The organism is Hypericibacter terrae, from assembly GCF_008728855.1.
GTDB lineage: Bacteria > Pseudomonadota > Alphaproteobacteria > Dongiales > Dongiaceae > Hypericibacter > Hypericibacter terrae.
The window spans coordinates 1992510-2016487 of record NZ_CP042906.1 but is presented as its reverse complement, the minus strand read 5'-3'; the positions used below and the strand labels follow the sequence as shown (position 1 = coordinate 2016487).

The 23978-nt window shown below is 65.4% G+C and carries 20 protein-coding genes; 6 read left to right on the top strand and 14 right to left on the bottom strand.

What is annotated here, in order from left to right; all coding sequences use genetic code 11:
- Window positions 1–329: 329 nt before the first annotated feature.
- On the top strand, window positions 330–2378 hold the full coding sequence (locus tag FRZ44_RS09265) for a HAMP domain-containing methyl-accepting chemotaxis protein (RefSeq protein ID WP_225308620.1): 2049 nt from the start codon (window positions 330–332) through the stop codon (window positions 2376–2378).
- Window positions 2379–2476: 98 nt separating this feature from the next.
- Window positions 2477–2788 carry a hypothetical protein gene (locus FRZ44_RS09260; RefSeq protein ID WP_151176914.1) on the top strand — a complete coding sequence of 104 codons (312 nt, stop codon included), beginning with the start codon at window positions 2477–2479 and terminating at the stop codon, window positions 2786–2788.
- Between the two features lie 14 nt (window positions 2789–2802).
- On the opposite strand, the gene FRZ44_RS09255 is transcribed toward FRZ44_RS09260, so the two are convergent.
- The 13 genes from FRZ44_RS09255 to FRZ44_RS09195 all read right to left on the bottom strand — a co-directional run bounded on the left by FRZ44_RS09255 (window position 2803) and on the right by FRZ44_RS09195 (window position 16978).
- Entirely contained in the window at window positions 2803–3990 is a 1188-nt protein-coding gene (locus FRZ44_RS09255; RefSeq protein WP_151176913.1) for a fumarylacetoacetate hydrolase family protein, read from the bottom strand.
- Between the two features lie 9 nt (window positions 3991–3999).
- Window positions 4000–4770 carry an enoyl-CoA hydratase/isomerase family protein gene (locus FRZ44_RS09250; RefSeq protein WP_151176912.1) on the bottom strand — a complete coding sequence of 257 codons (771 nt, stop codon included), beginning with the start codon at window positions 4768–4770 and terminating at the stop codon, window positions 4000–4002.
- A 12-nt stretch (window positions 4771–4782) separates the two neighbouring features.
- Window positions 4783–5934 carry an extracellular solute-binding protein gene (locus FRZ44_RS09245; RefSeq protein ID WP_151176911.1) on the bottom strand — a complete coding sequence of 384 codons (1152 nt, stop codon included), beginning with the start codon at window positions 5932–5934 and terminating at the stop codon, window positions 4783–4785.
- Between the two features lie 2 nt (window positions 5935–5936).
- Complete coding sequence (locus FRZ44_RS09240; RefSeq protein ID WP_151176910.1) at window positions 5937–7130, bottom strand: CaiB/BaiF CoA transferase family protein; 1194 nt, start codon at window positions 7128–7130, stop codon at window positions 5937–5939.
- A 26-nt stretch (window positions 7131–7156) separates the two neighbouring features.
- Window positions 7157–7909 (bottom strand): SDR family NAD(P)-dependent oxidoreductase, encoded by a 753-nt coding sequence (locus FRZ44_RS09235; RefSeq protein ID WP_151176909.1) that lies wholly within the window; start codon window positions 7907–7909, stop codon window positions 7157–7159.
- Entirely contained in the window at window positions 7906–9105 is a 1200-nt protein-coding gene (locus tag FRZ44_RS09230; protein ID WP_151176908.1) for an aldose 1-epimerase family protein, read from the bottom strand. The genes FRZ44_RS09235 and FRZ44_RS09230 overlap by 4 nt, the downstream gene beginning before the upstream one ends.
- Window positions 9106–9199: 94 nt before the next feature.
- The gene (locus FRZ44_RS09225) at window positions 9200–10108 is read right to left on the bottom strand and encodes a sugar phosphate isomerase/epimerase family protein (RefSeq protein ID WP_151176907.1); all 909 of its coding nucleotides are present in this window, start codon (window positions 10106–10108) and stop codon (window positions 9200–9202) included.
- A gap of 29 nt (window positions 10109–10137) precedes the next feature.
- Window positions 10138–11235, bottom strand: a complete 1098-nt coding sequence (locus tag FRZ44_RS09220; protein WP_151176906.1) for a Gfo/Idh/MocA family protein — start codon at window positions 11233–11235, stop codon at window positions 10138–10140.
- Between the two features lie 17 nt (window positions 11236–11252).
- Window positions 11253–12353, bottom strand: coding sequence for an ABC transporter ATP-binding protein (locus FRZ44_RS09215; protein WP_151176905.1), 1101 nt, complete (start codon window positions 12351–12353; stop codon window positions 11253–11255).
- Window positions 12354–12358: 5 nt separating this feature from the next.
- The gene (locus FRZ44_RS09210; protein ID WP_151176904.1) at window positions 12359–13456 is read right to left on the bottom strand and encodes an ABC transporter ATP-binding protein; all 1098 of its coding nucleotides are present in this window, start codon (window positions 13454–13456) and stop codon (window positions 12359–12361) included.
- A 1-nt stretch (window position 13457) separates the two neighbouring features.
- Complete coding sequence (locus FRZ44_RS09205; protein ID WP_151176903.1) at window positions 13458–14390, bottom strand: carbohydrate ABC transporter permease; 933 nt, start codon at window positions 14388–14390, stop codon at window positions 13458–13460.
- Window positions 14391–14408: 18 nt separating this feature from the next.
- A complete protein-coding gene (locus tag FRZ44_RS09200) occupies window positions 14409–15269 on the bottom strand; it encodes a carbohydrate ABC transporter permease (RefSeq protein WP_151176902.1) in 861 nt (286 codons plus the stop codon).
- Between the two features lie 83 nt (window positions 15270–15352).
- A complete protein-coding gene (locus FRZ44_RS09195; protein ID WP_151176901.1) occupies window positions 15353–16978 on the bottom strand; it encodes an extracellular solute-binding protein in 1626 nt (541 codons plus the stop codon).
- 480 nt (window positions 16979–17458) lie between these two features.
- Here FRZ44_RS09195 and FRZ44_RS09190 point away from each other — a divergent pair, with 480 nt between their 5' ends.
- A complete protein-coding gene (locus FRZ44_RS09190; protein ID WP_151176900.1) occupies window positions 17459–18475 on the top strand; it encodes a LacI family DNA-binding transcriptional regulator in 1017 nt (338 codons plus the stop codon).
- 13 nt (window positions 18476–18488) lie between these two features.
- Here the strand turns inward: FRZ44_RS09190 and FRZ44_RS09185 are convergent, their stop codons facing one another.
- Complete coding sequence (locus tag FRZ44_RS09185) at window positions 18489–19568, bottom strand: DUF3616 domain-containing protein (protein ID WP_151176899.1); 1080 nt, start codon at window positions 19566–19568, stop codon at window positions 18489–18491.
- A 221-nt stretch (window positions 19569–19789) separates the two neighbouring features.
- Here FRZ44_RS09185 and FRZ44_RS09180 point away from each other — a divergent pair, with 221 nt between their 5' ends.
- Genes FRZ44_RS09180 through FRZ44_RS09170 form a run of 3 tightly spaced genes read left to right on the top strand, consistent with a single transcriptional unit; the run spans window position 19790 to window position 23963 of the window.
- On the top strand, window positions 19790–21250 hold the full coding sequence (locus FRZ44_RS09180; RefSeq protein ID WP_191908507.1) for an NAD(P)/FAD-dependent oxidoreductase: 1461 nt from the start codon (window positions 19790–19792) through the stop codon (window positions 21248–21250).
- Window positions 21247–22416, top strand: coding sequence for an NAD(P)/FAD-dependent oxidoreductase (locus FRZ44_RS09175; protein ID WP_151176897.1), 1170 nt, complete (start codon window positions 21247–21249; stop codon window positions 22414–22416). Before FRZ44_RS09180 ends, FRZ44_RS09175 begins: the two co-directional genes overlap by 4 nt.
- 14 nt (window positions 22417–22430) lie before the next feature.
- The gene (locus FRZ44_RS09170; RefSeq protein WP_151176896.1) at window positions 22431–23963 is read left to right on the top strand and encodes a trimethylamine methyltransferase family protein; all 1533 of its coding nucleotides are present in this window, start codon (window positions 22431–22433) and stop codon (window positions 23961–23963) included.
- Window positions 23964–23978 lie beyond the last annotated feature (15 nt).

The following is a 23978-nucleotide window of genomic DNA, read 5'->3' as shown; positions in this document are numbered from 1 at the left end:
GGACCGCAGCTCCACGGCAGACGATCAAATTTGGAGTAGGGCAATTCCGCGTTGTCCTTTGCACCGGTCGATCCCCAAGGCCATGGCAGTTTTCGACCGAAAACTACACCCTTAGATATAGATCGCCCAGAAATCACCGCCAAATTCCTATCCGAAAGGATAGAAGACTTATCCACATCTTCTCAATCTTTGTCGCCGAGACTCGCAATACGAGTCAATTTTTATGAAATTCCCGTATAGGTTGTAGTGCCTCTGGAGGGCGCTTCAAACGACGGGGAAACATCACCCGCGACAAGGCCGCCGCATCCGCGGCGTTAGAGGAGAGAAAAATGACGGCCATCACCGCTGCGAGCCTCCCGGGCCGCGGCAATTTCCTTGCGAACATGAAAATCCGCACCCGGGTGATCCTCGGGTTTCTCTGCGTACTGGCGATCCTCGCCGCAATTGCACTGGTGGGATTCTTCGGCTTCAGCAGGGTCGCGACCGAGTTCGCCAACTACACCGACGTCGTCAACATCGCATCGGATGCCCAGACGATCGAGCGCAACCTCACCGATCTGCGCCGCCATGTCGAGATGTTCGTCGAGACCGGCGATGCCGCCGACGCCGACGCCACCCACGAGATCGAGAAGCAGCTCGAGGACGACATCGCGACGGGCAGCAGCGAAGCGATCGACGACGCGCAGAAGCAGGACATCCAGGGCATCGGAACGTCGCTCAAGGACCTGGTGACGGATTTCGACAAGGTCGTCGATATCGAGACGCAGCGGACCCACATTGCGACCGACGTTCTCGACGTCGAAGGCCCGAAGCTCGCCGACGACTTCGTCGATGTCGGCCGGCAGGCGAGCCAGGACGGCAATAGCGCCGCCTCGGTCCTCGCCAGCACCGCGCTGCTCGAGATGATGAAGGCCCGGCTCTACGCGAACCTGATGCTGGACCGCCATGAATCGTCCAACGCCCAGGCGGCCGAGGAGGCCTTCCAGGGCGTCAAGAAAAGCCTGGAGGATCTGGACAAGCTGACGCTGACGCCTGCGCTTCGCAGCGAGGTCGACCAGATCAAGACCCTGGTTGCCAGCTACGAGGACGCCTTCCAGCAGAGCAAGACCTTCGACGACAACCTCGAATCGCTGACCACCGTCACCATTGCCGGCGAGGTCAAGGCGATCACGGGCGATGCCGACGCGATCAAGAAGGATGCGGCCTCTGACGAGGAACAGGACGCCACGGACACCGACGGCGTGATTGCCGGCACCAAGACCCTGTCCACGTTGCTGAGCGCCGGCGGCCTGGTGCTGGGTCTCGTCATCGCCTGGCTGATCGGCCGGGGTATTTCGCGTCCCATCGTCGCCATGACCGGCGCCATGACCAGGCTCGCCGGCGGCGACAAGGCGATCACGGTTCCCGCCCTCGGCCGCAAGGACGAGATCGGCCAGATGGCCGATGCCGTCGAGGTCTTCAAGCAGAACGCGATCGAGATGGACCGCCTGGCTGCCGAGCAGGCCAAGGAGCAGGAACGCAAGGAAGCACGCCAACGCGCAATCGAAGGCTATATCAAGAGCTTCGACGAATCGGTCTCGGGTCTGCTCGGGATCCTCGCCTCCGCGGCGACCGAGATGCGTTCGACGGCCGAGAGCATGTCGGCGACCGCCGAAGAGACCTCGCGCCAGTCGACCGCCGTCGCGGCCGCCTCGGAAGAGGCCTCCACCAATGTCCAGACGGTGGCGGCCGCGGCCGAGGAGCTGACCAGTTCGATCAGCGAGATCACGCGGCGCGTTTCGGAATCGACCCAGATCGCCGGCCGTGCCGTCGATGAAGCGACGCGGACCAACGGCGCCGTGAGGGGCCTCGCCGATGCCGCGCAGAAGATCGGCAATGTCGTGCAGCTCATCAACGACATCGCCAGCCAGACCAACCTCCTGGCGCTCAATGCCACGATCGAGGCCGCCCGTGCCGGCGAAGCCGGCAAGGGCTTCGCGGTGGTGGCCTCCGAGGTCAAATCGCTGGCCACCCAGACCTCGAAGGCGACCGAGGAGATCGCCGGCCAGATCCAGGCGATGCAGGGAGCGACCGACGGGGCCGTGACCGCCATCGAGGGGATCGGCTCGACCATCACCAAGATCAGCGAGATCGCGACCGCCATCGCCTCGGCCGTCGAGGAGCAAGGAGCCGCCACCCAGGAGATCGCGCGCAATGTGCAGCAGGCGGCGGCCGGAACCTCCGAGGTCTCGACCAACATCACCGGCGTGACCCAGGCCGCCGGCCAGACCGGAGCCGCCTCGGCCCAGGTTCTGTCCACGGCGGGCGATCTTGCCAAGCAGTCGGAAGTGCTGCGCGGCGAGGTCAGCAAGTTCCTGGACAACATCCGCGCCGCCTGACGCCAAGGAAACGGAGCGGGCATGGGCCGCATAACCAACGCCCCTGCCCGCTCCGGCCCTCGGCACCGTCATCGTCTCTTCATTTCAGGATCGCCGCCATGACGAACATCGTCAGTCTTCCGGCCTTGGATCTCGGCCGGACCCGCCTGCTCGGTTTCTATCGCGATCAGCTCAGCGCCCAGCGCGACCGCGCCGTGCAGGCCCTCAATACCGCCCTGGCGTCGATGATGGCGCTCCAGGATGAGCGCTGCAGGGCCACGCTCGCCCCGATGATCGACAGCTTCCGCACCGCCGCCGAGGCTTTCGCCCGGATCGATCCGCTGGCGCCACCCGATGCCCTCCTGCTGGCCCGCATGACGGAGGCCCTGGACCGGCTGGCCCAGCTGACCCTCAATTCCGGCATCTTCTGAAACGCTGGCCGCGTCTAAAGCAGGCCGCGCTTCGCCAGATTGCGCATGAGCTGCGTGGCGCCGAAGCGCCAGGCCGGCGCCTTGTCGCTGGTGGTGACGCGGTTGGTCAGGCTGCCCAGGGTCGGGGTCGAAATCGTGACGATATCGCCGATCTCATGGGTGAAGCCCTGCCCGGGCCCGCGCCGGTCCTGGATCGGCGCGAACATGGTGCCGAGATAGAGGACCACGCCGTCCGGATATTGATGATAGGCGCCGATCAGCTGCTCCACGAGCTCCTCGGGATCGCGGCTGATCTCCGAGATCGAGGAGCCGCCCTGGAGCCGGAACTGATCCGGCCCCTCCACCCGCAGGCCGATATGCGCCTTGCGCACATGATCGAGCGAGAAGCCGCCGTCGAAAAGCCGCAGGAACGGCCCGATCGCCGAGGAGGCGTTGTTGTCCTTGGCCTTGCCCAGCAGCAGTGCCGAGCGGCCCTCGAAATCGCGCAGATTGACGTCGTTGCCGAGCGTGGCACCGACGATGCGGCCTGCCGAGGAAACCGCCAGCACCACTTCCGGCTCGGGATTGTTCCAGCTCGAGCCCGGATGGATGCCGATCTCGGCGCCATGGCCGACCGAGGCCATCGGCTGGGCCTTGGTGAAGATCTCGGCATCGGGCCCGATCCCGACCTCGAGATATTGCGACCAGATGCCCTTTTTGATGAGCAGTTCCTTGAGCGCCGCCGCCGCGGGCGAACCGGGCTTCAACGACCGCAGATCGCTGCCGATGGCGGCGAGGATCTCGGACCGGACGGCAGCCGCGCGTTCGGGCGCGCCCCGCGCCTGTTCCTCGATGACGCGCTCGATCAGCGAGGTCACGAAGGTGACGCCCGAGGCCTTGACCGCCTGCAGGTCGATCGGCGCCAGCAGCGACGGCTTGGTCGTGTCCTGGCGATCGGTCGGGGTGTTGGCCAGGATATCGGCGAGACTTCCTACCCGCTCGCCCTTGGCTGCCTTCGCGGCCCTGGCCGGGTCCTTCTCCTCGCAGAGCTGCGAGACCGTCGGGAAAGCCTTGGTGATATCGAGCAGCGTCTCGCCCTCGAGCCGCACGACGGACGGTCCCTCGACCTCGGGCCGCCAGATACGGCCGATCAGGGTCGCCGATCCCGCATCCTCCGGCAGGGTGGTCGCGACCGACAGGCTCAACGGCAGGGGATGGCTCATGATCGGTCCTCAGCGCCGCCTGAAGACGGGCACGCGCTTTTCCTTGAAGGCCTGGCGGCCTTCCGTCGCGTCCTCGGTCGCGAAGCAGACGGTCTGAAGATCGCGCTCATATTCGATCGCCTTGTCGAGCGGCATCGAGAAGGCCGCACGCAGATTGAGCTTGGCGGTCTCGGCGGCGATCGGGGCCCGCGCCGCGATGGCGGCGGCGATCTCGCGCGCCCGGGCCATCAGCTTGTCCGACGCCACGACCTCGCTGACCAGGCCCCAGGCCAGCGCCTTCTCGGCTTCGATCGGATCGCCGGTCATGATCATGAGGGCCGCGTTCGACGGCCCGACCGCATGGGCGAGGTTGACCGCCATGCCGCCGCCGCCGATCCAGCCCAGCTTGATCTCGGGCGCCGCGAAGCGCGCATTGGGCGAGCAGATCCGGATGTCGCAGCTCATGGCCGTCTCGAGCCCGCCGCCGAAGGCATAGCCATTGACCGCGGCGATCGAAGGCTTCACCAGCCTGCGCACCGCGTCGCAATAGTCGGGGCGCGAGCGGAAGGCCCAGGGTGTGGGATAGGTATCGAGCTCGCGGATGTCGGAGCCGGCGCAGAAGGACTTCTCCCCGGCTCCGGTCACGATCACGACGCGCACATTGTCGTCGCGGTTGCAGCGATCGGTCGCCGCGATGATCGACTGGATCATCTCCGGCGTCATGGCGTTGAGCTTCGCCGGCCGGTTCAAGGTGATGATCGCGACCTGGTTTTCGACCGTGCAGAGGATGTTCTCGTCCATCGTTCGACCCCGTCAGAGTTCGGCGCCTGTTGGGCGCAAGGCGGTGTAGCAATCCTGTAACCGCCCGGCGATCCCGGCTGCGGGCTGGCGTTCGTCCAGCCCCTCCCGCAGGATCGCCGAGGCTTGCGTCTGGAACGCGATATAGCCATCGAAGCGGGGCCGGACCCAGGCCTGCTCCAGGGTCCGGGCACTGTTCCGGTAGAAATCACCCCAGGCGGCGTTGACGCCCGCATCCTGCCAGGATTCGCGACGGCTGGGTTGCCCCTCGTTGGCCGGGATGAATCCAGTCTGGGCCTCGGGACCTATCAGCCAGCGGAGATGATCGAGCAGCGCCGGTGAAACCTGGCAGCGCGTGCTGATGGCGATCCCAGTGCCGCCCAGGGTCGAGCCGGGCCGGCCCCCGGGCTTGGCCGCGGGCGCATCATGGAAAGCGACGCGCTTGGCCTTCGGATCGCGCGGCGCCGAATAATTCACATAGCCATAGACCAGCGGGCAGAGCACCAGATCGTCGCCCGCGGCCATCCGGTTCAGGATCCCTATCGGATTGAGGTCGCGCGCCGCCGGCAGGCTGCGCTCGCTCAAGGGCCGCAGGATATCCAGCGCCGCCGCCACCGCCCGGGCCGCCAGGAACCGGCTCGGATCGCCGGCGCCCGGCACCTCGCCCAGCGCGACCGACATCGACATGAGGCTCAGGATCGCATGGGGACCGGCAAGTGAGAGACAGAGCGGAATGTTCGCCGGCAGAGCCAGCATCTCCGCCCAGCTCCGCGGCGGGTCGCGATCCAGGAGATCGGGGCGCAGCGCCATCACTTGCGTCGCCGCATCCAGCGGCAGCGCCCAATGGGAACCGGCATAGCGATAGCTGGTCAGGCAGGGTCCAATCGTGTCCCGTCCCCAGGCCGCGATCTCGTCGCCTACGAAGATGGATTCAAGCGGCTGCAGGCAGCGTTTCGCGACGGCCTCGCCGATATGCGGATGGTCGAGCACGACGATGTCGTAGCGGCGGCAGAGATCGTCGATCGGATGGGATTCGAAGCCCTCGAGCGGCTGGCGGTCCCAGTGGATCTTCAGACCGTCGCGCGCCTCGTCAAGCCGCGCGGCCGCCGCCTGCAGCGCCTTGTAGCCGCGCGGATGATCCCAGGTCAGCCCCCGGTAGGCCGGCATGGCTAGACTTTGGTTTCGGCGAGCGCGCCCGACTTCATCAACGCATCGATCCGCGCATCGTCATAGCCGGCGGCTTTCAGGATCTCGCGCGTATGCTGGCCCGCCAGCGGCGCTCCGCGCTCGACGGTCGAGGGCGCCTTGGAAAACTTGATCGGGAAGCCCGGCGTCTTCACATGGCCCTCGGTCGGATGGTCATACTCGACGAAGGTGCCGTTGAGCTCGATCTGCGGATCCTTGACCAGGTCCTCATAGCCATAGACCGGGCCCGCCCAGATGTCGTTGGCGGCAAAGAGCTCGAGCCATTCGGCGCTGGTCCGGGTCTTCAGCCGTTCGCGCGTCTTGGCGAAGATCTCGTCGCGCCGGGTCCAGGAGTCCGTCTCGTCCTCCATGGTCAGGAAGGAGTCTTCGCCGATCAGGCCGCCGAACTTCTTGAGACTTGGGAAGGAGACGATGATCGACCCGTCCCTGGTCGCGAAGGCGCCATAGGGCGCGCGGATATAGACATGGGCATGGGGCTCGGCCGAGCGCGTCTGCGGCTTGCCGGCCACGGTGAAGATCGACAGCTCCTGCATCTGCAGGGTGGTGATGGCGTCGAGCATGTTGACGGTCACCAGCTGCCCCTCGCCGGTGCGCTCGCGATGAAGCAGCGCGGCCAGGGCGCCCTCGAAGGCCGTATAGGCCGTGACGGCATCGACCAAATACTGGCCCGCCGGCGTCGGCGCCTCGCCTTCCCGGCCGGCCGACAGCATCGCGCCCGACATACCCTGCAGCACCAGATCCTGGCCGGGCTTGTTGATATAGGGACCGGTCTCGCCATAACCCGACATCGAGACATAGATGAGCCTGGGGTTGATCTTGGAGAGACTCTCGTAATCGACGCCCAGCCGCTTGGCGACGCCGGGACGGTAGTTCTGCAGGAACACGTCGGCGGTCCTGACCAGATCCATCAGAACGGCCTTGCCCTCGGCCGATTTGAGATCGACTGCAATCGAGCGCTTGTTGCGGTTGAGCGAGAGGAAGGAGACGTTGATGCGATTGCCCTTGGCGCCGCCCGCCGAGACATGGCGCTGCCATTCGCCCGTCACCGGTTCGACCTTCACGACATCGGCGCCCAGATCGCCCAGCCTTTGGGCCGCGAACGGCCCCGCCATGGCGATCGAGCAGTCGAGAACGCGATAGCCGGTCAGAATACCCATGATCGTAGAAACCTCGTATGCGTCGATTAATGCATCACCCAGCCGCCATCGACATTGAGCGTCTGGCCGGTGATGAAACTGGATTGATCGGAGATGAGGAACAGGATCGCATTGGCGATGTCGGCCGCCGAGCCGCGCCGCTTGAGCGCCTGGTGATCCAGCACGAAGCGGGTATAGCCCTCGGGATCGGGATGGATCTTCTCGGCATCGGTCGGGAAGGCGCCCGGCGCGATGGCGTTCACCGTGATGCCATGCGGCCCGAACTCACGCGCCCAGGCGCGGGTCAGCCCGACCAGCGCGGCCTTGGAGGCGACATAGGGCGAGAGCAGCGCCCAACCGCCATAGAAGGTCACGCTCGAAATATTGACGATCCGGCCCCAGCCCTTGTGCTTCATGTCGGGCAGCGCCGTCTGCACGCAGACGATGCCGGCATCGACATTGACGCGCTGTACGGCCTGATGCTCTTCGATCGTGTACTGCTCGAACGGCTTGGAAGGATAGATCGCGGCATTGTTGATGACGATATCGAAGCCGCCTTCACGCTTCGCGATCTCCGCCAGACGGCGTGCAAGCCCCTTGAGATCGCTCAGATCGATGGCTTCCAGGACAATCGAGCCCGGTCCCGCATGCTTGGCCGAGTTGGCGAGCCGCTCGGCCTTGACCGGATCGCTGTCGATCGCGATGACGCGGGCACCCGCGGCCGCCATAGCCATCGAGGTGTCATGGCCGAGGCCGCCCGCAGCCCCCGTATAAAGAACCGTCTTGCCCTTGAGCGTCATGCCGGAACTCCCGCTGACTTCCCACGGCCGGCGATCGGATCCCAGCGGTTGCTGGGATCCGGATAGTCGCTGTCGGGCTGCCTGGCGATGGCCGTGATGCGTTTCTCCGCGGCCGCAAGGGCCTGGGCGCCGTCGAGAACGGCAAAGCGGGTCTTGTAGCGCTTCTCCTCGCCATGCTCGAGCCAGATCAGCTCGCCGCGCTCCTGCGCGAAGGACTTGCCATAGACATGGTTGGTCGAGGGCTCGATGCCGATCGCATACTGCCCTTCCTGGAAATTCTGCCACTGGAACTGGCAGGGGAACTCGTTCTTGTTGGTCTCGACCAGGAATCCCAACCCCAGCGCGTCATTGACGATGGCGACGGGAACCTGCCCCGCGGCGTCGGCCGCCATCGCATGCTGCCAGACCTGCTCATGGAAGTTGTGGCGCGGTCCCGGCAGGCGGCGATAGCCGACCTCCTGCTTCTTATAGTCCTCGGCATGGGCGGCCCAGACCGTATGGGCGACCGGCGCCAGATAGCGCGAGCCCTCCGACAGCACCGGATGGCCGATATTGATGTGGTAACAGAACATATGCGGCGTGCGGTAGAAGCCGTGATTGACGACCCGGTCCTGGATCGTGAACTCGCTGGCGCCCAGCTTCGCCTCGATGCGGCGGATCAGATGGAGATCCTCGCCGAACACCGCCGACTGCTGGATCACCCCCTCGCAGAACAAGGTGCATTCGTCGCCGTCCCACTGCTCGCCATAAGCGATCAGCTTGCCGGGGGTGGTTGAGATACGGCCATGGATCGAGCTGTTGACCGACTTGCGATGGACATAGTGGTAATGGTCGGACTTGTCCTCATGCATGAAGAGGATGTGGTCGAGTCCGCAGGTCACGACCAGGCCCGAGAACGAACGCAGCCAGGCGAGCCCGCCCTCGCCCTCATATTCATGCAGGCCCGGATGGCGGAAGCCGCTCGGCGAGTTCCAGCCGATGGCCTGGCCCTTATATTCGCAGTCGGCCACGTCGAAGGCGCGGTCCAGCAGCACGGTGAAGCGCAGGCCCGAGCCGGTGCGGAACTCGAGCATGCGGATGTCGCGCTCGACACCGTCGCCCAATGTCATCAGCCGCACGCCGGCGAACTGCGACAGCATGCCGGCATGGGCCGCCACCTCGCGGCGGGTATAGGAGCGGCCGAATAGCTGCACCATGATCTGACCTCGAAAGCCTGTTCCAGTCTTTGGGCACGCGAAAGGACCGTGAGGCCAGCACCCGACGATGCCGGCCTCCGCCGCCTTCCCTCGATCAGACGCCGTTGGCGCGCAGGCGGCCGTCGATGAACTTCTTCGCCCGCGGCACATCCGTCTCGTCGAGATGCTCGATGATGATCGGAATGTTCGGGTGCTTCTCGCTGAGGCGCTTCAGATAGTAGTCGTAGTTCAGCGAGCCCAGGCCCGGCGCCGGCAGCTCGATCTCGCCGACGCCGCGGAAGGTGTGGGATTCCGAGGCGTCGATATCGGCATGCTTCTCCGATTTGTCGCCGCCCGAGCGCTTCACGTCCTTGGCATGGGAGATGCGGATCTTGTCCGACAGCGTGTCGAAGATCTGCTTCAGCACCCCGTCCATCTTCTCGATATTGTGGGATTCGAAATAGTTCGTCGGATCCATCAGCAGCCCTAGGCCCGGATGGTCGACCTCGGCGAACAGGCGGACCGTCTCTTCGACCGAGCCCACCACATTGTTCACATAGGTCTCGAGCAGGAACTGCGCGCCATGGTCATAGGCGATCTGCGACAGCTCCTTGATCACCGCCTTGCATTCCTGGAAGCCTTCCTCGGTCTTGTTCTTCGGATGGGCGACCCAGTCGGATTCCGTATTGAAAGTGCCGGTTTCCGAGATGACGTAGGGCGAGCCGAAGTTGCGCGCGTTGCGGATGATCGCCTTGAGATAGTCTAGGCGCTTCTTGCGCTCGGCCGGATTGGGGTGAGTGATGTTGGTGTAGCCCGAGATGCAGCAGATCGGCAGATCGTGATCGCGGAAGGTCTCGCGGACGGTCTTGGCCTTTTCCTTGGTGATCGATTCGGGCGTCGAGAAGTCGATGTCCTTGAACGCCAGGTCGAGCTGCACCGTGTTGAAGCCGTGCGCCCGGATCTTCTGAGCCTGCTCTTTCAGCGTGTAGGGGAAGTATCCTGAGAAAATACCGACCTGGATCATGGGTTATCCTCCTCCGATGATGGTGCGGTTCAGATGTGGAATTCGTCGAGGCGCACGGCGCGCCGTTCGGCCATCGAGCGATAGCCGGCTTCGATCAGGGCCATGGTCTTCACATTGTCCTGGCCTTCGAGCAGCGGCCGGGTATTGGTCTTGAGCGCATATTGCAGCTGCTCCATCACGCCCTTGAAGGCATTGGGGAACCACATGGTCGACCAGGTGGGCTGCACCCACTTGCCGCCGGTCGCCTTCTTCGAGCAGTAGCGCAGGGTCGAGGGCGAGCCTTTCGGATAGTCGGGCCAGCCGATGGTGCCCTGGGCCACACCTTCCGTGCCTTCGACGCGCCACTTGATATAGATGTCGGACTCGTAGCCCTCCTCGCGCGGACCGCTCCACACATCCTCCATCGAGACCGCCATCAGGCCCGAAGGGAAGGTCATGGTGGAGACGGTGATACCGTCGCGATGGGGAAAGGTCGTGCGCGGATCGGAACGGACCGCCGTATAGATGTCGCTGGGATCGCCGAACAGGAAGCGCAGCACGTCGAGGTGATGGATCGACATGTTGAGCAGGGTGAGGCGGTCATATTCATGCAGGAAAGGTTGCCAATGCGGGATCGCCCGCATCTCGATCGTGGCCAGCACCGGCGTCCCGAGCGAGCCCTTGTCGAGGATCTGCTTCAAGACGCGCATCGACTGGTCGAAGCGCATGTTCTGGTTGACCGAGAGCACCTTGCCCGCGGCCTTGCATTCGGCCGCGATCCGCTTGGCTTCCTCGAAGGTCATGGCGAGCGGCTTCTGCGCCAGGATCGCCTTGATATGCTTCTGCTTGAGGGCGTGCCGGATCAGGTCCGGCTGCTGGTCGGGCGGATAGGCGATGTCGAGGATCTCCACCCGCGGATCCTCGATCAGCGTCTCCGGCGTGTCATGGACGGTGCCGATGTTCCAGCGCTTCGCGACATCGGCCGCCTTCGCCTTGGTGCGCGAGGCGATGGCCACCACCGGGAATCCCGCCTCGTGATAGGAGGCCAGGTGGACGTCGGCCATGATGAAGCCGGCGCCGATGCAGCCGATCTTGAAATCGCGGCAGCGGATCTCCGGGTCCGGGGAAAAACCGAGTGCGTCCGTCATGAGGGTTTCCTCTCTCCTTATGCGGCGGCGGTAGCGGAGGTGCCGTGGGCGAAGGCGCGACCGTCCTCGCTCGAGAACAGATGGATCCGCGCCGGGTCGAGCAGCAGGCCGATGCGCTCGCCGAGCTTCAAGGCGGTCTGGCCCTGGACCAGGGCGCGCAGGATGAGGCCGCCATATTTCACGTCGACGATCGTGTAGCCGCCGAGCGGCTGCAGCTCATAGACCTCGGCATGGGCGGCATCGGCGCGATCGGGCGAGACGATGCGGACATCTTCGGGACGGACGCCCAGCTCGAGCCCCCCTGCCCCCGCCTGCGACCGGTTGGCCAGCGGCACCTTGAGCTCGCCGCCGTCGGCCCGAAAGACCGACTGCGCCTGGTCCATGCGGCCGGGAATGAGATTGATCGGCGGGGACCCCACCAGCCGGGCCACATAGCGGCTGGCCGGCGTCATATAGATGTCGCGCGGGCTGCCGAGCTGGCGGATCTCGCCATGCTCCAGCACGGCCATGCGGTCGGCGACCGACATCGCCTCCTCCTGGTCATGCGTCACATAGACGAGGGTCCGCCCGAGCTCGGTCTGGATGCGCTTGAGCTCGACGCGGGTCTCCTCGCGCAGCCGCGCATCGAGCGCCGAAATCGGATCGTCCATCAGATAGGCGTTGGGCTCGACCACGAGGGCACGCGCGATGGCCACGCGCTGGCGCTCGCCGCCCGAGAGATGGGCTGGCAGCTTGTGCAGGATATGGCCGATATGGAGCTTCTCGGCGACGGCGGCGAGGCGCGCCTCGGCCACCGCCGGCACCACTTTGCGTTCAACCAGCGGGAAACGGATATTGTCGCGCGCCGTCATATGCGGAAAGAGGGCGAGATTCTGGAACACCATCGCGACATTGCGCGCGGCCGGCGGCAGGAGCGTCACGTTCCGGCCGCCGATTCTGACCTCGCCCTGGTCGGGCGTCTCCAACCCCAGGATCAGGCGCAGGATCGTGGTCTTGCCCGAGGAGGGCGGCCCGAAAAAGCAGAAGAACTCGTTGTCGGCGACGCGGAAGGACAGATCCTTGACCGCGACGGTCTTGCCGAAGCTTTTCGAGACGTTGACGAATTCGATCTCGGCCATGCGGGTCAGGCCTCCAGGATCGCGCGGCCGCTGCCGGCATCGAAGAGCCGGATCCGGCCCGCCCGTGGGCTGAGGCGCAGCCGCTCGCCCGTCTTCACCGCGGCCAGGTTCTCGGCCACGATCTTCGCGTTCCGGTCCCCGGCCGTCAGATGCAGGATGGCGCGCGGCCCGATCCGCTCGACGAACACGACCTGCATGACGAGGCCCGCCCCGCCCTCCGCGGCGAACTCGAGATCCTCGGGCCGAATGCCGAAATGGACATCCTTCGCCCCGGCCTTGCGAACGCCGGCCGCCAGGGGCGCCGCCAGCGTCCCGGAACGGCCGGCCGGCCCGCAATCGACCGACAGCTTCCCATTCTCCTCGACCACCGCGCCGGCGATGAGATTCATGCCGGGGGCGCCGAGGAAGCGTGCGACGAAGGTGTTGCAGGGGTTGTTATAGACGTCGAGCGGGCTGCCGACCTGCTGCAGCAGGCCGTGATCCATGACCGCGATCCGGTCGGCCATGGTCATGGCCTCGAGCTGGTCGTGGGTCACATAGACCATGGTCTGACCGAACTCGCGCTGCAGATGCTTGAGCTCGGTACGCATGACCGCCCGGAAGGCCGCATCGACATTCGACAGTGGTTCGTCCAGCAGAAAGATCGAGGGATTGACGGCCGCCGACCGGCCGATCGCCAGGCGCTGCAGGATATTGACCGAGAGCTTGGCCGCGGGCCGGTCGAGATAGGGCTCGAGCTGCAAGAGCTGCGCGACTTTGGCGACGGCCTTGTCGATCTCGGCCTTGGGCAGGCGGCGCATCTTCAAGCCATAGGCCAGGTTCTGGCGGACCGTCATATGGGTGAAGATGGCGTAGTTCTGGAACACGAAGCCGACGCCGCGTTTGCCCATCGGCGTCTGCGAGACATCGACGCCGTCGAACAGCACGCGGCCCGAGCTCGGGCTCTCCATGCCGGCAATGATGTTCATGGTGGTGGATTTGCCGCAGCCCGAGGGGCCCAGCAGCGCCATGAACTCCTTGTCGCGGATCTCGAGGTCCATCTGCTTGATGGCCGAGAAACCGCCGAAATGCTTGACCAGGTTCTCGAGATGGATGGCGGCCATGTCAGCTTCTCCGTCCCATCCGGCGCAGCGCCATGTTGGCCAGCACCGACAGCGTGATCAGGATGAAGAGCGCGATGGCCGCGACATAGGCCCAGGTCAGGTCCTGGGTCGTGATCTTGTAGATATAGACCGAGATGGTCTCGGTCGCGACGCCGGGACCGCCGCCCGTCATCACATAGAGGGTATCGAAGATCTTGAAAATCTCGACCACCCGGATCGCCAGCGCGATCACGATGACGATCTTGATGCGCGGTAGCATGATGGTGGTGAAGCGCTGCCACCAGGAGGCGCCCAGCAGGGTCGCCGCGCGCAGCTGGTCCTCCGGCACGCCGATCAGGCCCGCCAGCAGGATCAGGAACATCAGCGGCGTCCATTGCCAGACATCGGCGATCATTACCGCGACCAGCGCCAGATGCGGGTCGGAGAGCCAGGCGACCGCGAAATCCATGCCGGTGACGCCGGAGATGATGCCGTTGATGGGCCCGCCCGATTGGAACAGCATGAAGAACATGTAGCCGGCGACCGAAGGCACCACCATCATCGGCGTCAGCAGGATCGAGTAGAACAGCCGCTTGCCGATGAAATTGTCGACGAACAGCACCGCCAACCCCAGCGCCAGGAAGAACTGCGCCGGGACGCAGACCGCCATGACCAGGAAAGTGCGCCGCAGCGCCGCCCAGAGCCGGTCGTCCTGGATCAGATCGACGAAGTTGGCGAAATTGTTCCAGCTCTCATAGGCCGAGATCCAGCTCACGCCGTCGAGCGGCGACCAGTCCGTCAGGCTGATATAGATCTGCATCAGCAGCGGGAAGACGGCGATGAAGAGGATCAGGATCTGCGTCGGCAGCGTCATGCGGAAGCCGAGGCGCTTTCCCTCCTCGTCCAGGGTCAGTTGCCGCGGCAGGCTCGCAGGGGTCGAGGTCGTGGCGGTCATGACGTTTCGCGTTCCCGCCTACTGCTTGAGCGCGCCGAAGGTCAGGCCGCGAACCAGATATTTCTGGATCGCGATGCCCAACACGACCGGCGGCACGGCCGCGATCAGCCCCAGCGCCGCCTTGGCGCCATAGAGCTGCCCGGTCATGGAAGAAGACAGGCTGGCCATGTAGACCGGCACCGTCACCCACTCCTTGGTGGTGAGCAGCAGGCCGATCAGATAGTCGGACCAGTTGAGGATGAAGACGAAGAGCGCCGAGCTCGCCAGGGGTGCCCGCATCACCGGCAGGGTGATGCGCATGAAGACGCGGAAGCGCGAGCAGCCTTCGACCAGCGCCGCCTCCTCGATCTCGCGCGGCATCTCGTCGAAGAAGGTCTTCATCAGCCAGAAGGCGAAGGGCAGCGTGACGATGCCATAGACCAGCGCCAGCCCCCACCAGGTGTCCACCAGGCCGAGGAAACTCCACATGATCATGATGGGGATCATCACCGCCATCGGCGGGAACAGGCGCAGCTGGATCAGGGCCAGCGGCAGGTTGCCGCCGACATTGAAGCGCGACAGGCCATAGGCCGCAGCCGTGCCGCAGATCATGGCGATCAGGGTCCCGAAGATCGAGGCCAGCAGGGAGGCGGCGATCGGGCGAATCGCGCTCTTGTCCAGCGCCACGATCAATTCAGACGTCTCTTCGCCGAACACGAAGCGGAAATTGTCGAGGGTGGGGTTGCGCGGCCACCACGTAAGGTCGGCACCGCTCGCGGTCCATTCGGGAATCGGCTTGAAGGCCATGGTGGCCATCCAGACGATCGGCACGAGCGTGATCGCGACCGCGGCGAGGATCAGCGCGTAGCGAACGAGCTCGAAGGCGATGGAACGCTTCATGGGTGGGAAGCCGGCCGGTTGCGCGAGGTTCCAGAAAAAGAACGGCCGGGCAGCGACGAGCGCTGCCCGGCCTGCTGATCAAGTCAGTCCAGGATGGTGGGCCAGGCGGCCTTGTTGGTCTTGATCGCCTCGACGATCTTTTCCTCGCCGATGCGCCGCGTGATCTTCTTCCACTCCTTCTCCGTGTCGTTCATCGCCTGCTCCGGCGTCTTCGACTTGGTGAGAGCGGCCACGAGATTCTCGTCGAGCGCATTGTGATAGGCGGTCGCACCCGGATAGTTGATCGTCGGCACCGCGCGGGCGATCGTCTCCTGGATCGTCTTCACGTGGTAGGCGTGATAGGTCTCCTGCACCAGCGGGTCCGAGAAATTGGCGAGCTGGAACGGATCGAAATAACCGGCCGGGTTGGCGGTCATCCAGCTGTAGATCCGGCTCGAGCCCAGCCATTGCAGCAGCAGGTAGCAGACCTCCGCATGCTTGCCCTGGGCCGAGATCGAAGCCGTCATGTTGAGCCACAGCACCGAGCGGCTGACGATCTTGCCGTCGATCTCGCGTCCCGGCGGCTTCGAGGAGGCGAGCTTGCCCGTCACCTTCGAACCCTCGTTGCCGGGGTTGTCGAGGAACTTCGGCATGTTGGAGAAGGCGCAGGTCATGGCGGCACCGCCGGCCGCCATGTTGCCATACTGCTCCGGCCAGCCCCACGAGATCGCGTCGGGCGAATGGTATTTCAGGCTGTCGACATATTCCTGGGTCGCCAGGATGCCGTGCTCCGAGTTGATCAGCGGCGTCCCGTCATCCTTGAAGAGATACTGGTTGGGCGAGGCGGTCGAGCAGAAGCGCTGATACCAGTTGGTGTAGCCCCAGCCCTGGTTGCGCAGATCGGTGCAGCCGAACAGGCCCTTGTCCGGACGGTGGAAGAAGGTCGCCACGTCGTCCATCTGCTTCCAGGTGGTCGGGAAGGCCAGGTCATAGCCATATTTGGACTTGAAGGCCGACTGCTCGTCGGCGCTCTCGAACAGGTCCTTGCGGTAGACCCAGCATTGGAAGTCGCCGTCGAGCGCCACGCCGTAGGTATGACCGCGATATTCGTTGAGCAGCGCCACGCCCTGCCTGCCGCCGACATAGCCGCGGCCCGGCTCGTTCCATTGCGGGCGATATTTCTCGACGAACTCGTCCATCTTGACGAGGCCATTGGTCTCGGCCAGATCGCCCAGCCGGTTCCACTCCGTCGCATAGACGTCGAAGGACCCGCCCTTGGTCGAGATGTCCTGCATCGTCTTGGTGAATTCCTGACCGGACGGAACGCCGACGATATCGAGCGCGATGCCGGTTTCCTTCTCGAACAGGTCCTTCACCGCGGGCGCCCCGTCCGGGAACGCCTTGGTGAGCTGGCCGACCGATCCGTCGGACAGCATCATGTTGAGCTTCTTCGGCGCCTTGCCGGCGCCGACCATCGCCTTGAGGGCTTCGATCGCGCGAGCCTCGGGCGTGTCGGGACCATATTGGTAGCGCTCGGCGCCCGGAAATCCGGTCGGCCCGCCAACCATCCCACTCGCCAGGCCCGTATCGGCATGCGCGGAGCGGATGGTGAGGAAACGAGGCGCGATCCCAACCGCTGCCGTAATGGCAGCCGTCGAACCCGCCGCCTTCAGAACGCGGCGACGGCTCAGCGATGAACGCAGTCCGGGTGTCTTGGCACTCACGGCCATGGATCAGTCCTCCCAATGTTGGGGTCTCGGTCGCCCCGTTTTGATGGAAAGATTGATGATATTTGATGCATTCTCTGTCAACAAAAAAGATGCAGAGCGCCTAATCTTTGATCATTTCCCCAAGGCCTGCGCCGGGTGGCTTGGCAGGCGGACATTCTTTTGCTATCGAATTCGAGGGCGGGCGCCTGATTTTTGGGCGTGACGATTTGATGTTAATTGACTGCAAAATAACAGGTTATTTGAGATCGCAAACGGGTGCGCGTTCTGGAGCAGGGTTTTTCTTCTGAATTCTGAAAGTCTTGCCCTCCGTCCTTCAGGGTTGTTGACAGAAACCATCATTTTACATCATAGATAGAATCGCGCTTTTCATCCGAATAGCCAGAAAATGATGGGACACATCAAGAATCGAGCCGATCTGCAGGGTGATAGGATGAACCCGGCAAGCCGGCGCTGAACGAACCGAAGGATCGAAAGAGCGGCATGCGAACCACGATTGCCGATATCGCGCGCGAAGCCGGCGTCTCCACGGCGACGGTCGACCGCGTGCTGAACAAGCGCGAGGGGGTGAAGTTGCGCACCCGCGACCGCGTGCTCACGGCCGCGGAACGGCTGGGCTATCTGGAAGGCGGCACCCTGCTCGACCCGCAGAGCGAGATCGAGCTCGACTTCGTCCTGCCCGGCGGCTCCAACACCTTCATGACGATGCTGGCCGGCCATCTCGAGGAGATGGCGGCGCAACGACAGAAGGATGCGCATATCCGCGTCCATCTGATCGAGGGCTTCAATCCCGATGCGCTGGCGGCGCGTCTGCACGCGATCCGCGGCCAGACCCATGGCGTCGGCGTCATCGCGCTCGATCATCCGACCGTGCGCGAGGCGATCCGCAATCTGTCGGTCGAGGGCGTGCCGGTCCTGACGCTGGTCTCGGACATCTCGAACGTGCCGCGCGTCGGCTATGTCGGCGTCGACAATCGCGCCGCGGGCCGCCTCGCCGGCCATCTGCTCGGACGCTTCATGGGGGCAGGCCGCGGCAAGGTCGCGCTGTTTGCGGGGTCGCTCAGCTATCGCGGCCATGAAGAGCGCGAGATGGGCTTTCGTCATATGCTGGCCGAGGCCTTCCCGGCCCTCACCATCGTCGAGTTGCGCGAGATCCGCGACGATTCCCAGCGCGCCTATCAGGAGGCGCGGACCCTGCTGCGCACCTATACGGATCTCGGCGGCATCTACAATATCGGCGCCGGCAATCGCGGCATCGCTCAGGCGCTCGAGGAATCGGGGCGCGCGCGCCAGGTCGTGTTCATCGGCCATGAGCTGACCGAATATACCCGCCGCTTCCTCCTCTCCGGCATCATGGATGCGGTGATCGATCAGAACCCCCGGGTCGAGGCACGCGAGGCGGTCGACCGCCTCATCCGCGCCGCCCGCAACGACGACAGCCAGCGCGCGGTCCCCGTGCGCATCCAGGCGATCTTCCGCGAGAATATTCCGGAGATCTGAGGCCGCTGCCGGCCTAGCTGAAGAAGTCGGCGCGATAGATGCCCTTCTTTACGCGCGATTTGGCGGGCCCGTCATAGACCACCAGCCATCCCCGGCGCCCGTCCGGATGCAGGAACCGGGTGATGCCTTCGGGTCGCTCGGGGCCGGCGAAGTCCAGACCGGACACCAGCTTGAGCGCATCGCTGTCGACCAGCCCTTCGCGGCGCGCGCCCAGCGCTTTCTTCCAGCGCCATACCGCCCACGGTCCCGTCAATCCCATTGTCGGGCCGGCGATGATGATCAGATCCTCGCTCTCCATCGTGAGATCGCGGATTCCCAGCCCGCCCAGATCGAGAAAGAACTTCCGGTAAGGAGCGCGGCGGGCACCGATGCAGGCAAGCTTCAATCCGCTTTTCGCATCCTCCAGCGCGATTTGGAGAATCACCGCGTGGCCGCGGATGACCGGGCCGCGCAGGCCGAGAAACAGCGCGTCGCCCTTGGCAGCCAATCCTTCGATATCGAGGCCGTTCTCCTTGTCGGGCAGCCCCATGAAGGATGAGAGATGGCGATCGGTGCCGAGCGCATGCGTCAGGCTGTTGCCGGCTTTCTCGAATGGGAGACAAGGAGCCCTCCCATCCGGCGGTGAGAGAATCTTGCCGCCGCCATCCGAAAGCGCGAGCCGGCCGATCAGGTAGCGCCGAGGCCGTCGCGCGATGATGGCCAGGTCCTTCAGGAAATCCTGCGAGAGCGCGTCGGGATCGGGTTTCGGACGCACGAGGCTATGGGAGCCCGCGATCCAGAGCCGATCGCGATCGATCGACAGGGCCTCGATATCGATCTCCTTGTCGCCCTTCGGCAGCGGGAAATAGAAGGAGAGGTCATAGCTCGCGGCCTTGCCGTAGCGGCGCCCGTCCCAGGAAAGCCGCTCGACCGAGAAGCCCTCGTCCGAGGCGAGCCAGAGATGCGCGCCAGCCTGGGCCACGGTCGATATGTTGGTGATGAGATGCTGCTGGCGATGGGCCGCGGCGGCGCCGAGAGAACCATAGTCGAGGGGAACGGTGGAGAGCTTCATGCGGGCCTCGAGGCGGCTTGGAGTTTCGGCGAACCATGACATGAAATCGTCGGCTCTGGGCTAGTCATCACAAACCCTGCCGGACAGACTTGAAACGGCCGGAATTTTCCGGAGTTTGAATGCGTTGCGCCTGGCCTGGCGCACCGTTACCTTGCCCGTTGGCGAAGGGCTTCCGCCATCTCGCCGCCCCGATCGATCCGGGTCCCGGCCGCTGTCCCTCCCTGCCGGGATCGCCGTCTCGCGCAGAGTTCCGAGCCCGCCTCATGAGCGCCTTCATCGATCCCTATTCCGTCGGCGGCAAGACCCCCGAGATCGCCGAGCATGCGGCCGTTCTGGTGATCGGCGCCGGCGACACCGGCATGGCTGCGGCGATCGATGCAGCAAGATCCGGCACGCGGACCGTCCTGATCGACGAGCATCCGCTCGACCCTTCCCTCTTCGGCCTCGACGTCCCGTTCCATTTCGGCCAGCGCGCCAATGGCTCGGTGCAGAACCAGGGCCGCGCGCTCGACCAGATCGCCAGGTCGCGGTCGCGCCTCGACGAGGCTTTCGAGGCCGGAGTCGATGTGCGGCTCGGCGTCACCGCCTGGGCCGGCTTCGTCAACGGTCCGACCGCGCACGGCCTGCCGAAGCCGGTGATCGCGCTCGCGGACCTCAACCGGTCCTGGCTGATGAGCTTCGACAAGCTCATCGTGGCCGCCGGCCGTCGCGATCTCGGTTTCGCCTTCCCCGGCTGGGAGCTGCCCGGTGTCATGGGTGCCGCGGCCCTTCATGCGCTGATCCATCGTTACCACGCCTTCGCCGGCCGCCGGATCCTGGTGCTGGGCGGCGGCCGGCTCGGCTTCGGGACCGCCCTCGATGCGAGGCGTGAAGGATTCGACGTTGCCGCGATCGTCGAAGCCGCGCCCGCTTTCTCGGCGCCGAAGGACATGATCGAGGCGGCAGAGACGGCTGGCATCGCACTCCATGCCGCCTCGACGATCGCTCGGGCCGAAGGCAGCGCCGCCGGCATCGGGCGCGCGCATGTCGTGGCCCTCGATGATGCGCTCGCGCCGATCGCCGGCAGCGAACGCACAATCGACTGCGACACGATCTGCCTCGCCCTGGGTGCCGTGCCCAATATCGAGCTGCTCGACCAGCTCGGTTGCAAGCTGACCTATCGCGCCAACCAGGGCGGTCATGTGCCGCTGCTCACTCCTGACGGAAAAACATCGCTCCAGGGCGTGTTCGCGATCGGCGATTGCGCCGGCATCGCCTCGGACGAGGACGGCCCGCAAAGGCTGCAGACCTGGACCAGGGCAGCGCTCGCGGTCGGCGGCCTCGACGTGGCCGTTTGCCAATGCGAGGAGGTCACGCGGCGCGATCTGCTCGAGGTTCGGCCGCCGCGCTATCTCGACCGCGACAGCGCCGGCCTTCGCGCGCGGAACCTGCAGACCTTGCTGGCGGACGGCCCGGTCAACCAGGACCAGATCAAGCGATTGACCCGCGCCGGCATGGGTACCTGCCAGGGTCGGCGCTGCCGCGAGCAGGTGACGGCGCTGCTGGCGCTGGCCGGCGGCATCGCGCCGGAAGCGGTGCCGCTGCCGAGCTACCGCGCGCCCTTGCGTCCGCTGCCGCTCTCGGTGCTGCGGGACGGCCATGAGCATCCCGGCATGCGCTCGGGCTGGGATGTCTGGTTCGGCATCGACGGCCAGTTCGATCCTTATTGGACGATCGAGCGATGACCGCCATGAAGGGTGCCCAGGTGGTGATCGTCGGCGGTGGCGTGACGGGCCTGAGCGCCGGCTGGTGGCTCGCGCGCCTGGGCGCCGAGGTGCTGGTGCTGGAGAAGGGCATCGTCGGCTGGGAGGCCTCGGGCCGCAATGGCGGCGGCGCCAGCCATTCCTTCAGCCCCCTGTTCCTCGAAGAGCAGCGGCTCTGGCCGCAGATGGACGAGTTGCTCGGCTATCCCACCGAGTTCCAGCCCTACCGCGTGCGCATCGGCCTGACCGAAGAGAACATGGCGATGTTCAAACGTCAGATGGCGATTGCCGCGCGCCAGGGCTTCAAGGCCGATGTGCTGACTCCCGACCAGGTGCGCGAGCTGGTGCCGCTCGCGGGCGACAATGTCATCGGCGGCGCCTTCTATCATTATGGCGGCCACGCCAATCCTCAGCGCACGGTGCAGGCCTATGCCTGGGCCTTGCAGGATCGGGGCGGCCGCATCCTGCAGCATTGCGCCGTGACCGGGTTTCTCACCCGCGGCGGACGTGTCACCGGTGTGGCGACCGACCGCGGCGAATTCGGCTGCGACAATCTCGTCATCGCGGCCGGACCGCAACTCGGCCAAATCGCGGCCCAGCTCGGCGCCGAGGTCCCGGTGGCGCCGGCGCGCGCCGAGATGATCGTGACCGAGCCGCTGCCGCTGATGAAGCATGGCGGCACCGACGGCAACGCGCTCTATGGCCGCCAGACCCTGCGCGGCAATCTCGTCTTCGGCGGCGGGCCGCATGAATGGCTCGAGGAGGCGCCGCCGGGCGCCCGCGCCGCGACGACACCCTTGACGCGCAATCTGGCCGGGCGCCTGCTCGAGCTCTTCCCCAAGGCGGCGCATGTCCGCATGATCCGCAGCTGGGCCGGCATCGTCGAAAACACGCCCGACGGACGGCCGATCCTGGATCGGCTCAAGACCTATCCCAATGCGGTGGTCGCGACCATGTCGAGCATCGGCTTCGGACTCTCGCCGGCAAGCGGCCGCGCCATCGCCGAGCTGGTGTTGCGCGGCCACTGCGACTTCGCCGACCTCACCTCCTGCCGCCTCGATCGTTTCGCCAATCTCGATCCGGACTGGCGCCGCGACCGGGGCTGGATCCAGGCCGACGCGCCGACGAGCGCGCCGGCACAGGCTTGAAAGGATAAACCCGCGTGACCGAATCCGGACGCGACCGGCGCATGCGCGAGCGGCGCACGGGCCATCCGCACCAGCTCTCCTGGCGGCGGATCGTCAATCGCATGCGCCCCGTCGAGATCCTCGATCAGGACCAGATCGAGCGGATCCATGCCGCGAGCCTGCGGCTGCTCTGGGACCTGGGCATGGAGTTCCAGAACCGCGAGGCGCTGGAAATCCTGGAACGCAACGGCTGCAAGGTGGATTTCGACAGCGGCATGGTCCGGTATCCGCGCGAGGTGGTGGAGCATTTCGTTGGGCTCGCCCCGTCCAAAGCCGAGATTTATAGCTGGAACCCAGAACGGCGCGTCGGCGTCGGCGAGGGCGAGATCATGTTCTGCGGTGTCGGCGGCCCGCCCAACTGCTCCGACCTGGAACGGGGCCGGCGTCCCGGCACCTATCAGGACCAGTGCGACCTGATCCGCCTCGAGCAGTCGCTGAACGTGCTCCATTGCTGTGGCGGCACGCCGGTCGAGGCAATGGATTTGCCGGCGGATTCGCGCCATCTCGACACGCTCTTCGCCTTCCTCACCCTGACCGATCGGCCCTTCTTCGGCCGCGCCATCGGGCGGACCCGGCTGGCCGATGCCGTCGCGATGGTGGCGATCGCACGCGGGCAGGAGCCCGACGCGCTGGCGGCCGAGCCCGGCATCATGTCGGTGGTGAACATCAACTCGCCGCGCCGGGTGGACAAGGAAATGGCCGCGGGCCTGATGCAGCTCGCCCGCTCGCGCCAGCCTGCGATCGTGACGCCCTTCACGCTCCAGGGCGCCATGAGCCCGGTCACCTTCGCAGGCGCCCTGGTGCAGCAGAACGCCGAGGCCCTGGGCGGCATCGCCTTCCACCAGATGGTACAGGCCGGCGCGCCCGTGCTCTATGGGGGCTTCACCTCGAATGTCGATATGAAATCGGGCGCGCCCGCCTTCGGCACGCCCGAATATGCGCGCGCGGTCCTGGCCGGCGGCCAGATGGCGCGGCGCTACAACCTGCCCTACCGCACCTCGAACGTGAACGCCTCCAACACGGTCGACGCGCAGGCGGCCTATGAGAGCCAGATGTCGATCTGGTCGGCGATCATGGGCGGCGCCAATCTCATCCATCACGCCGCCGGCTGGATGGAGGGCGGTCTCTGCGCTTCTTTCGAAAAGATGGTGCTCGACGCCGAGATGCTGCAGATGATGGGCGAGTTCCTGCGGCCCGTGGTCGTGGACGAGGACCAGATCGCCTTCTCCGCGCAGGTCGAGGTGGGTGTAGGCGGCCATTTCTTCGGCGCGGCCCATACGATGGAGAGGTTCGAAACGGCCTTCTATCAGCCGCTCCTCTCCGACTGGCGCAGCTACGAGAATTGGCGCGAGGCCGGCGGCCTCGACGCCACCCAGCGCGCACTCAAGATCTGGAAGTCGCTGCTGGCAAGCTACCAGCCGCCGCCTTTGGCTCCGGACCGCCGCGAGGCGCTGCAGGCCTATGTGAGCCGGCGGAAGGAAGAGATCGGCAAGAAGGGATTGGAGTAAGAGGCCGACTTGCCG

What these genes read in the sequence shown, in the direction of transcription:
- FRZ44_RS09265 (WP_225308620.1), top strand. Translation starts at nt 330, where the DNA reads ATGACGGCCATCACCGCTGCGAGCCTCCCGGGCCGCGGCAATTTCCTT.
- FRZ44_RS09260 (WP_151176914.1), top strand. Translation starts at nt 2,477, where the DNA reads ATGACGAACATCGTCAGTCTTCCGGCCTTGGATCTCGGCCGGACCCGC.
- FRZ44_RS09255 (WP_151176913.1), bottom strand. Translation starts at nt 3,990, where the DNA reads ATGAGCCATCCCCTGCCGTTGAGCCTGTCGGTCGCGACCACCCTGCCG.
- FRZ44_RS09250 (WP_151176912.1), bottom strand. Translation starts at nt 4,770, where the DNA reads ATGGACGAGAACATCCTCTGCACGGTCGAAAACCAGGTCGCGATCATC.
- FRZ44_RS09245 (WP_151176911.1), bottom strand. Translation starts at nt 5,934, where the DNA reads ATGCCGGCCTACCGGGGGCTGACCTGGGATCATCCGCGCGGCTACAAG.
- FRZ44_RS09240 (WP_151176910.1), bottom strand. Translation starts at nt 7,130, where the DNA reads ATGGGTATTCTGACCGGCTATCGCGTTCTCGACTGCTCGATCGCCATG.
- FRZ44_RS09235 (WP_151176909.1), bottom strand. Translation starts at nt 7,909, where the DNA reads ATGACGCTCAAGGGCAAGACGGTTCTTTATACGGGGGCTGCGGGCGGC.
- FRZ44_RS09230 (WP_151176908.1), bottom strand. Translation starts at nt 9,105, where the DNA reads ATGGTGCAGCTATTCGGCCGCTCCTATACCCGCCGCGAGGTGGCGGCC.
- FRZ44_RS09225 (WP_151176907.1), bottom strand. Translation starts at nt 10,108, where the DNA reads ATGATCCAGGTCGGTATTTTCTCAGGATACTTCCCCTACACGCTGAAA.
- FRZ44_RS09220 (WP_151176906.1), bottom strand. Translation starts at nt 11,235, where the DNA reads ATGACGGACGCACTCGGTTTTTCCCCGGACCCGGAGATCCGCTGCCGC.
- FRZ44_RS09215 (WP_151176905.1), bottom strand. Translation starts at nt 12,353, where the DNA reads ATGGCCGAGATCGAATTCGTCAACGTCTCGAAAAGCTTCGGCAAGACC.
- FRZ44_RS09210 (WP_151176904.1), bottom strand. Translation starts at nt 13,456, where the DNA reads ATGGCCGCCATCCATCTCGAGAACCTGGTCAAGCATTTCGGCGGTTTC.
- FRZ44_RS09205 (WP_151176903.1), bottom strand. Translation starts at nt 14,390, where the DNA reads ATGACCGCCACGACCTCGACCCCTGCGAGCCTGCCGCGGCAACTGACC.
- FRZ44_RS09200 (WP_151176902.1), bottom strand. Translation starts at nt 15,269, where the DNA reads ATGAAGCGTTCCATCGCCTTCGAGCTCGTTCGCTACGCGCTGATCCTC.
- FRZ44_RS09195 (WP_151176901.1), bottom strand. Translation starts at nt 16,978, where the DNA reads ATGGCCGTGAGTGCCAAGACACCCGGACTGCGTTCATCGCTGAGCCGT.
- FRZ44_RS09190 (WP_151176900.1), top strand. Translation starts at nt 17,459, where the DNA reads ATGCGAACCACGATTGCCGATATCGCGCGCGAAGCCGGCGTCTCCACG.
- FRZ44_RS09185 (WP_151176899.1), bottom strand. Translation starts at nt 19,568, where the DNA reads ATGTCATGGTTCGCCGAAACTCCAAGCCGCCTCGAGGCCCGCATGAAG.
- FRZ44_RS09180 (WP_191908507.1), top strand. Translation starts at nt 19,790, where the DNA reads ATGAGCGCCTTCATCGATCCCTATTCCGTCGGCGGCAAGACCCCCGAG.
- FRZ44_RS09175 (WP_151176897.1), top strand. Translation starts at nt 21,247, where the DNA reads ATGACCGCCATGAAGGGTGCCCAGGTGGTGATCGTCGGCGGTGGCGTG.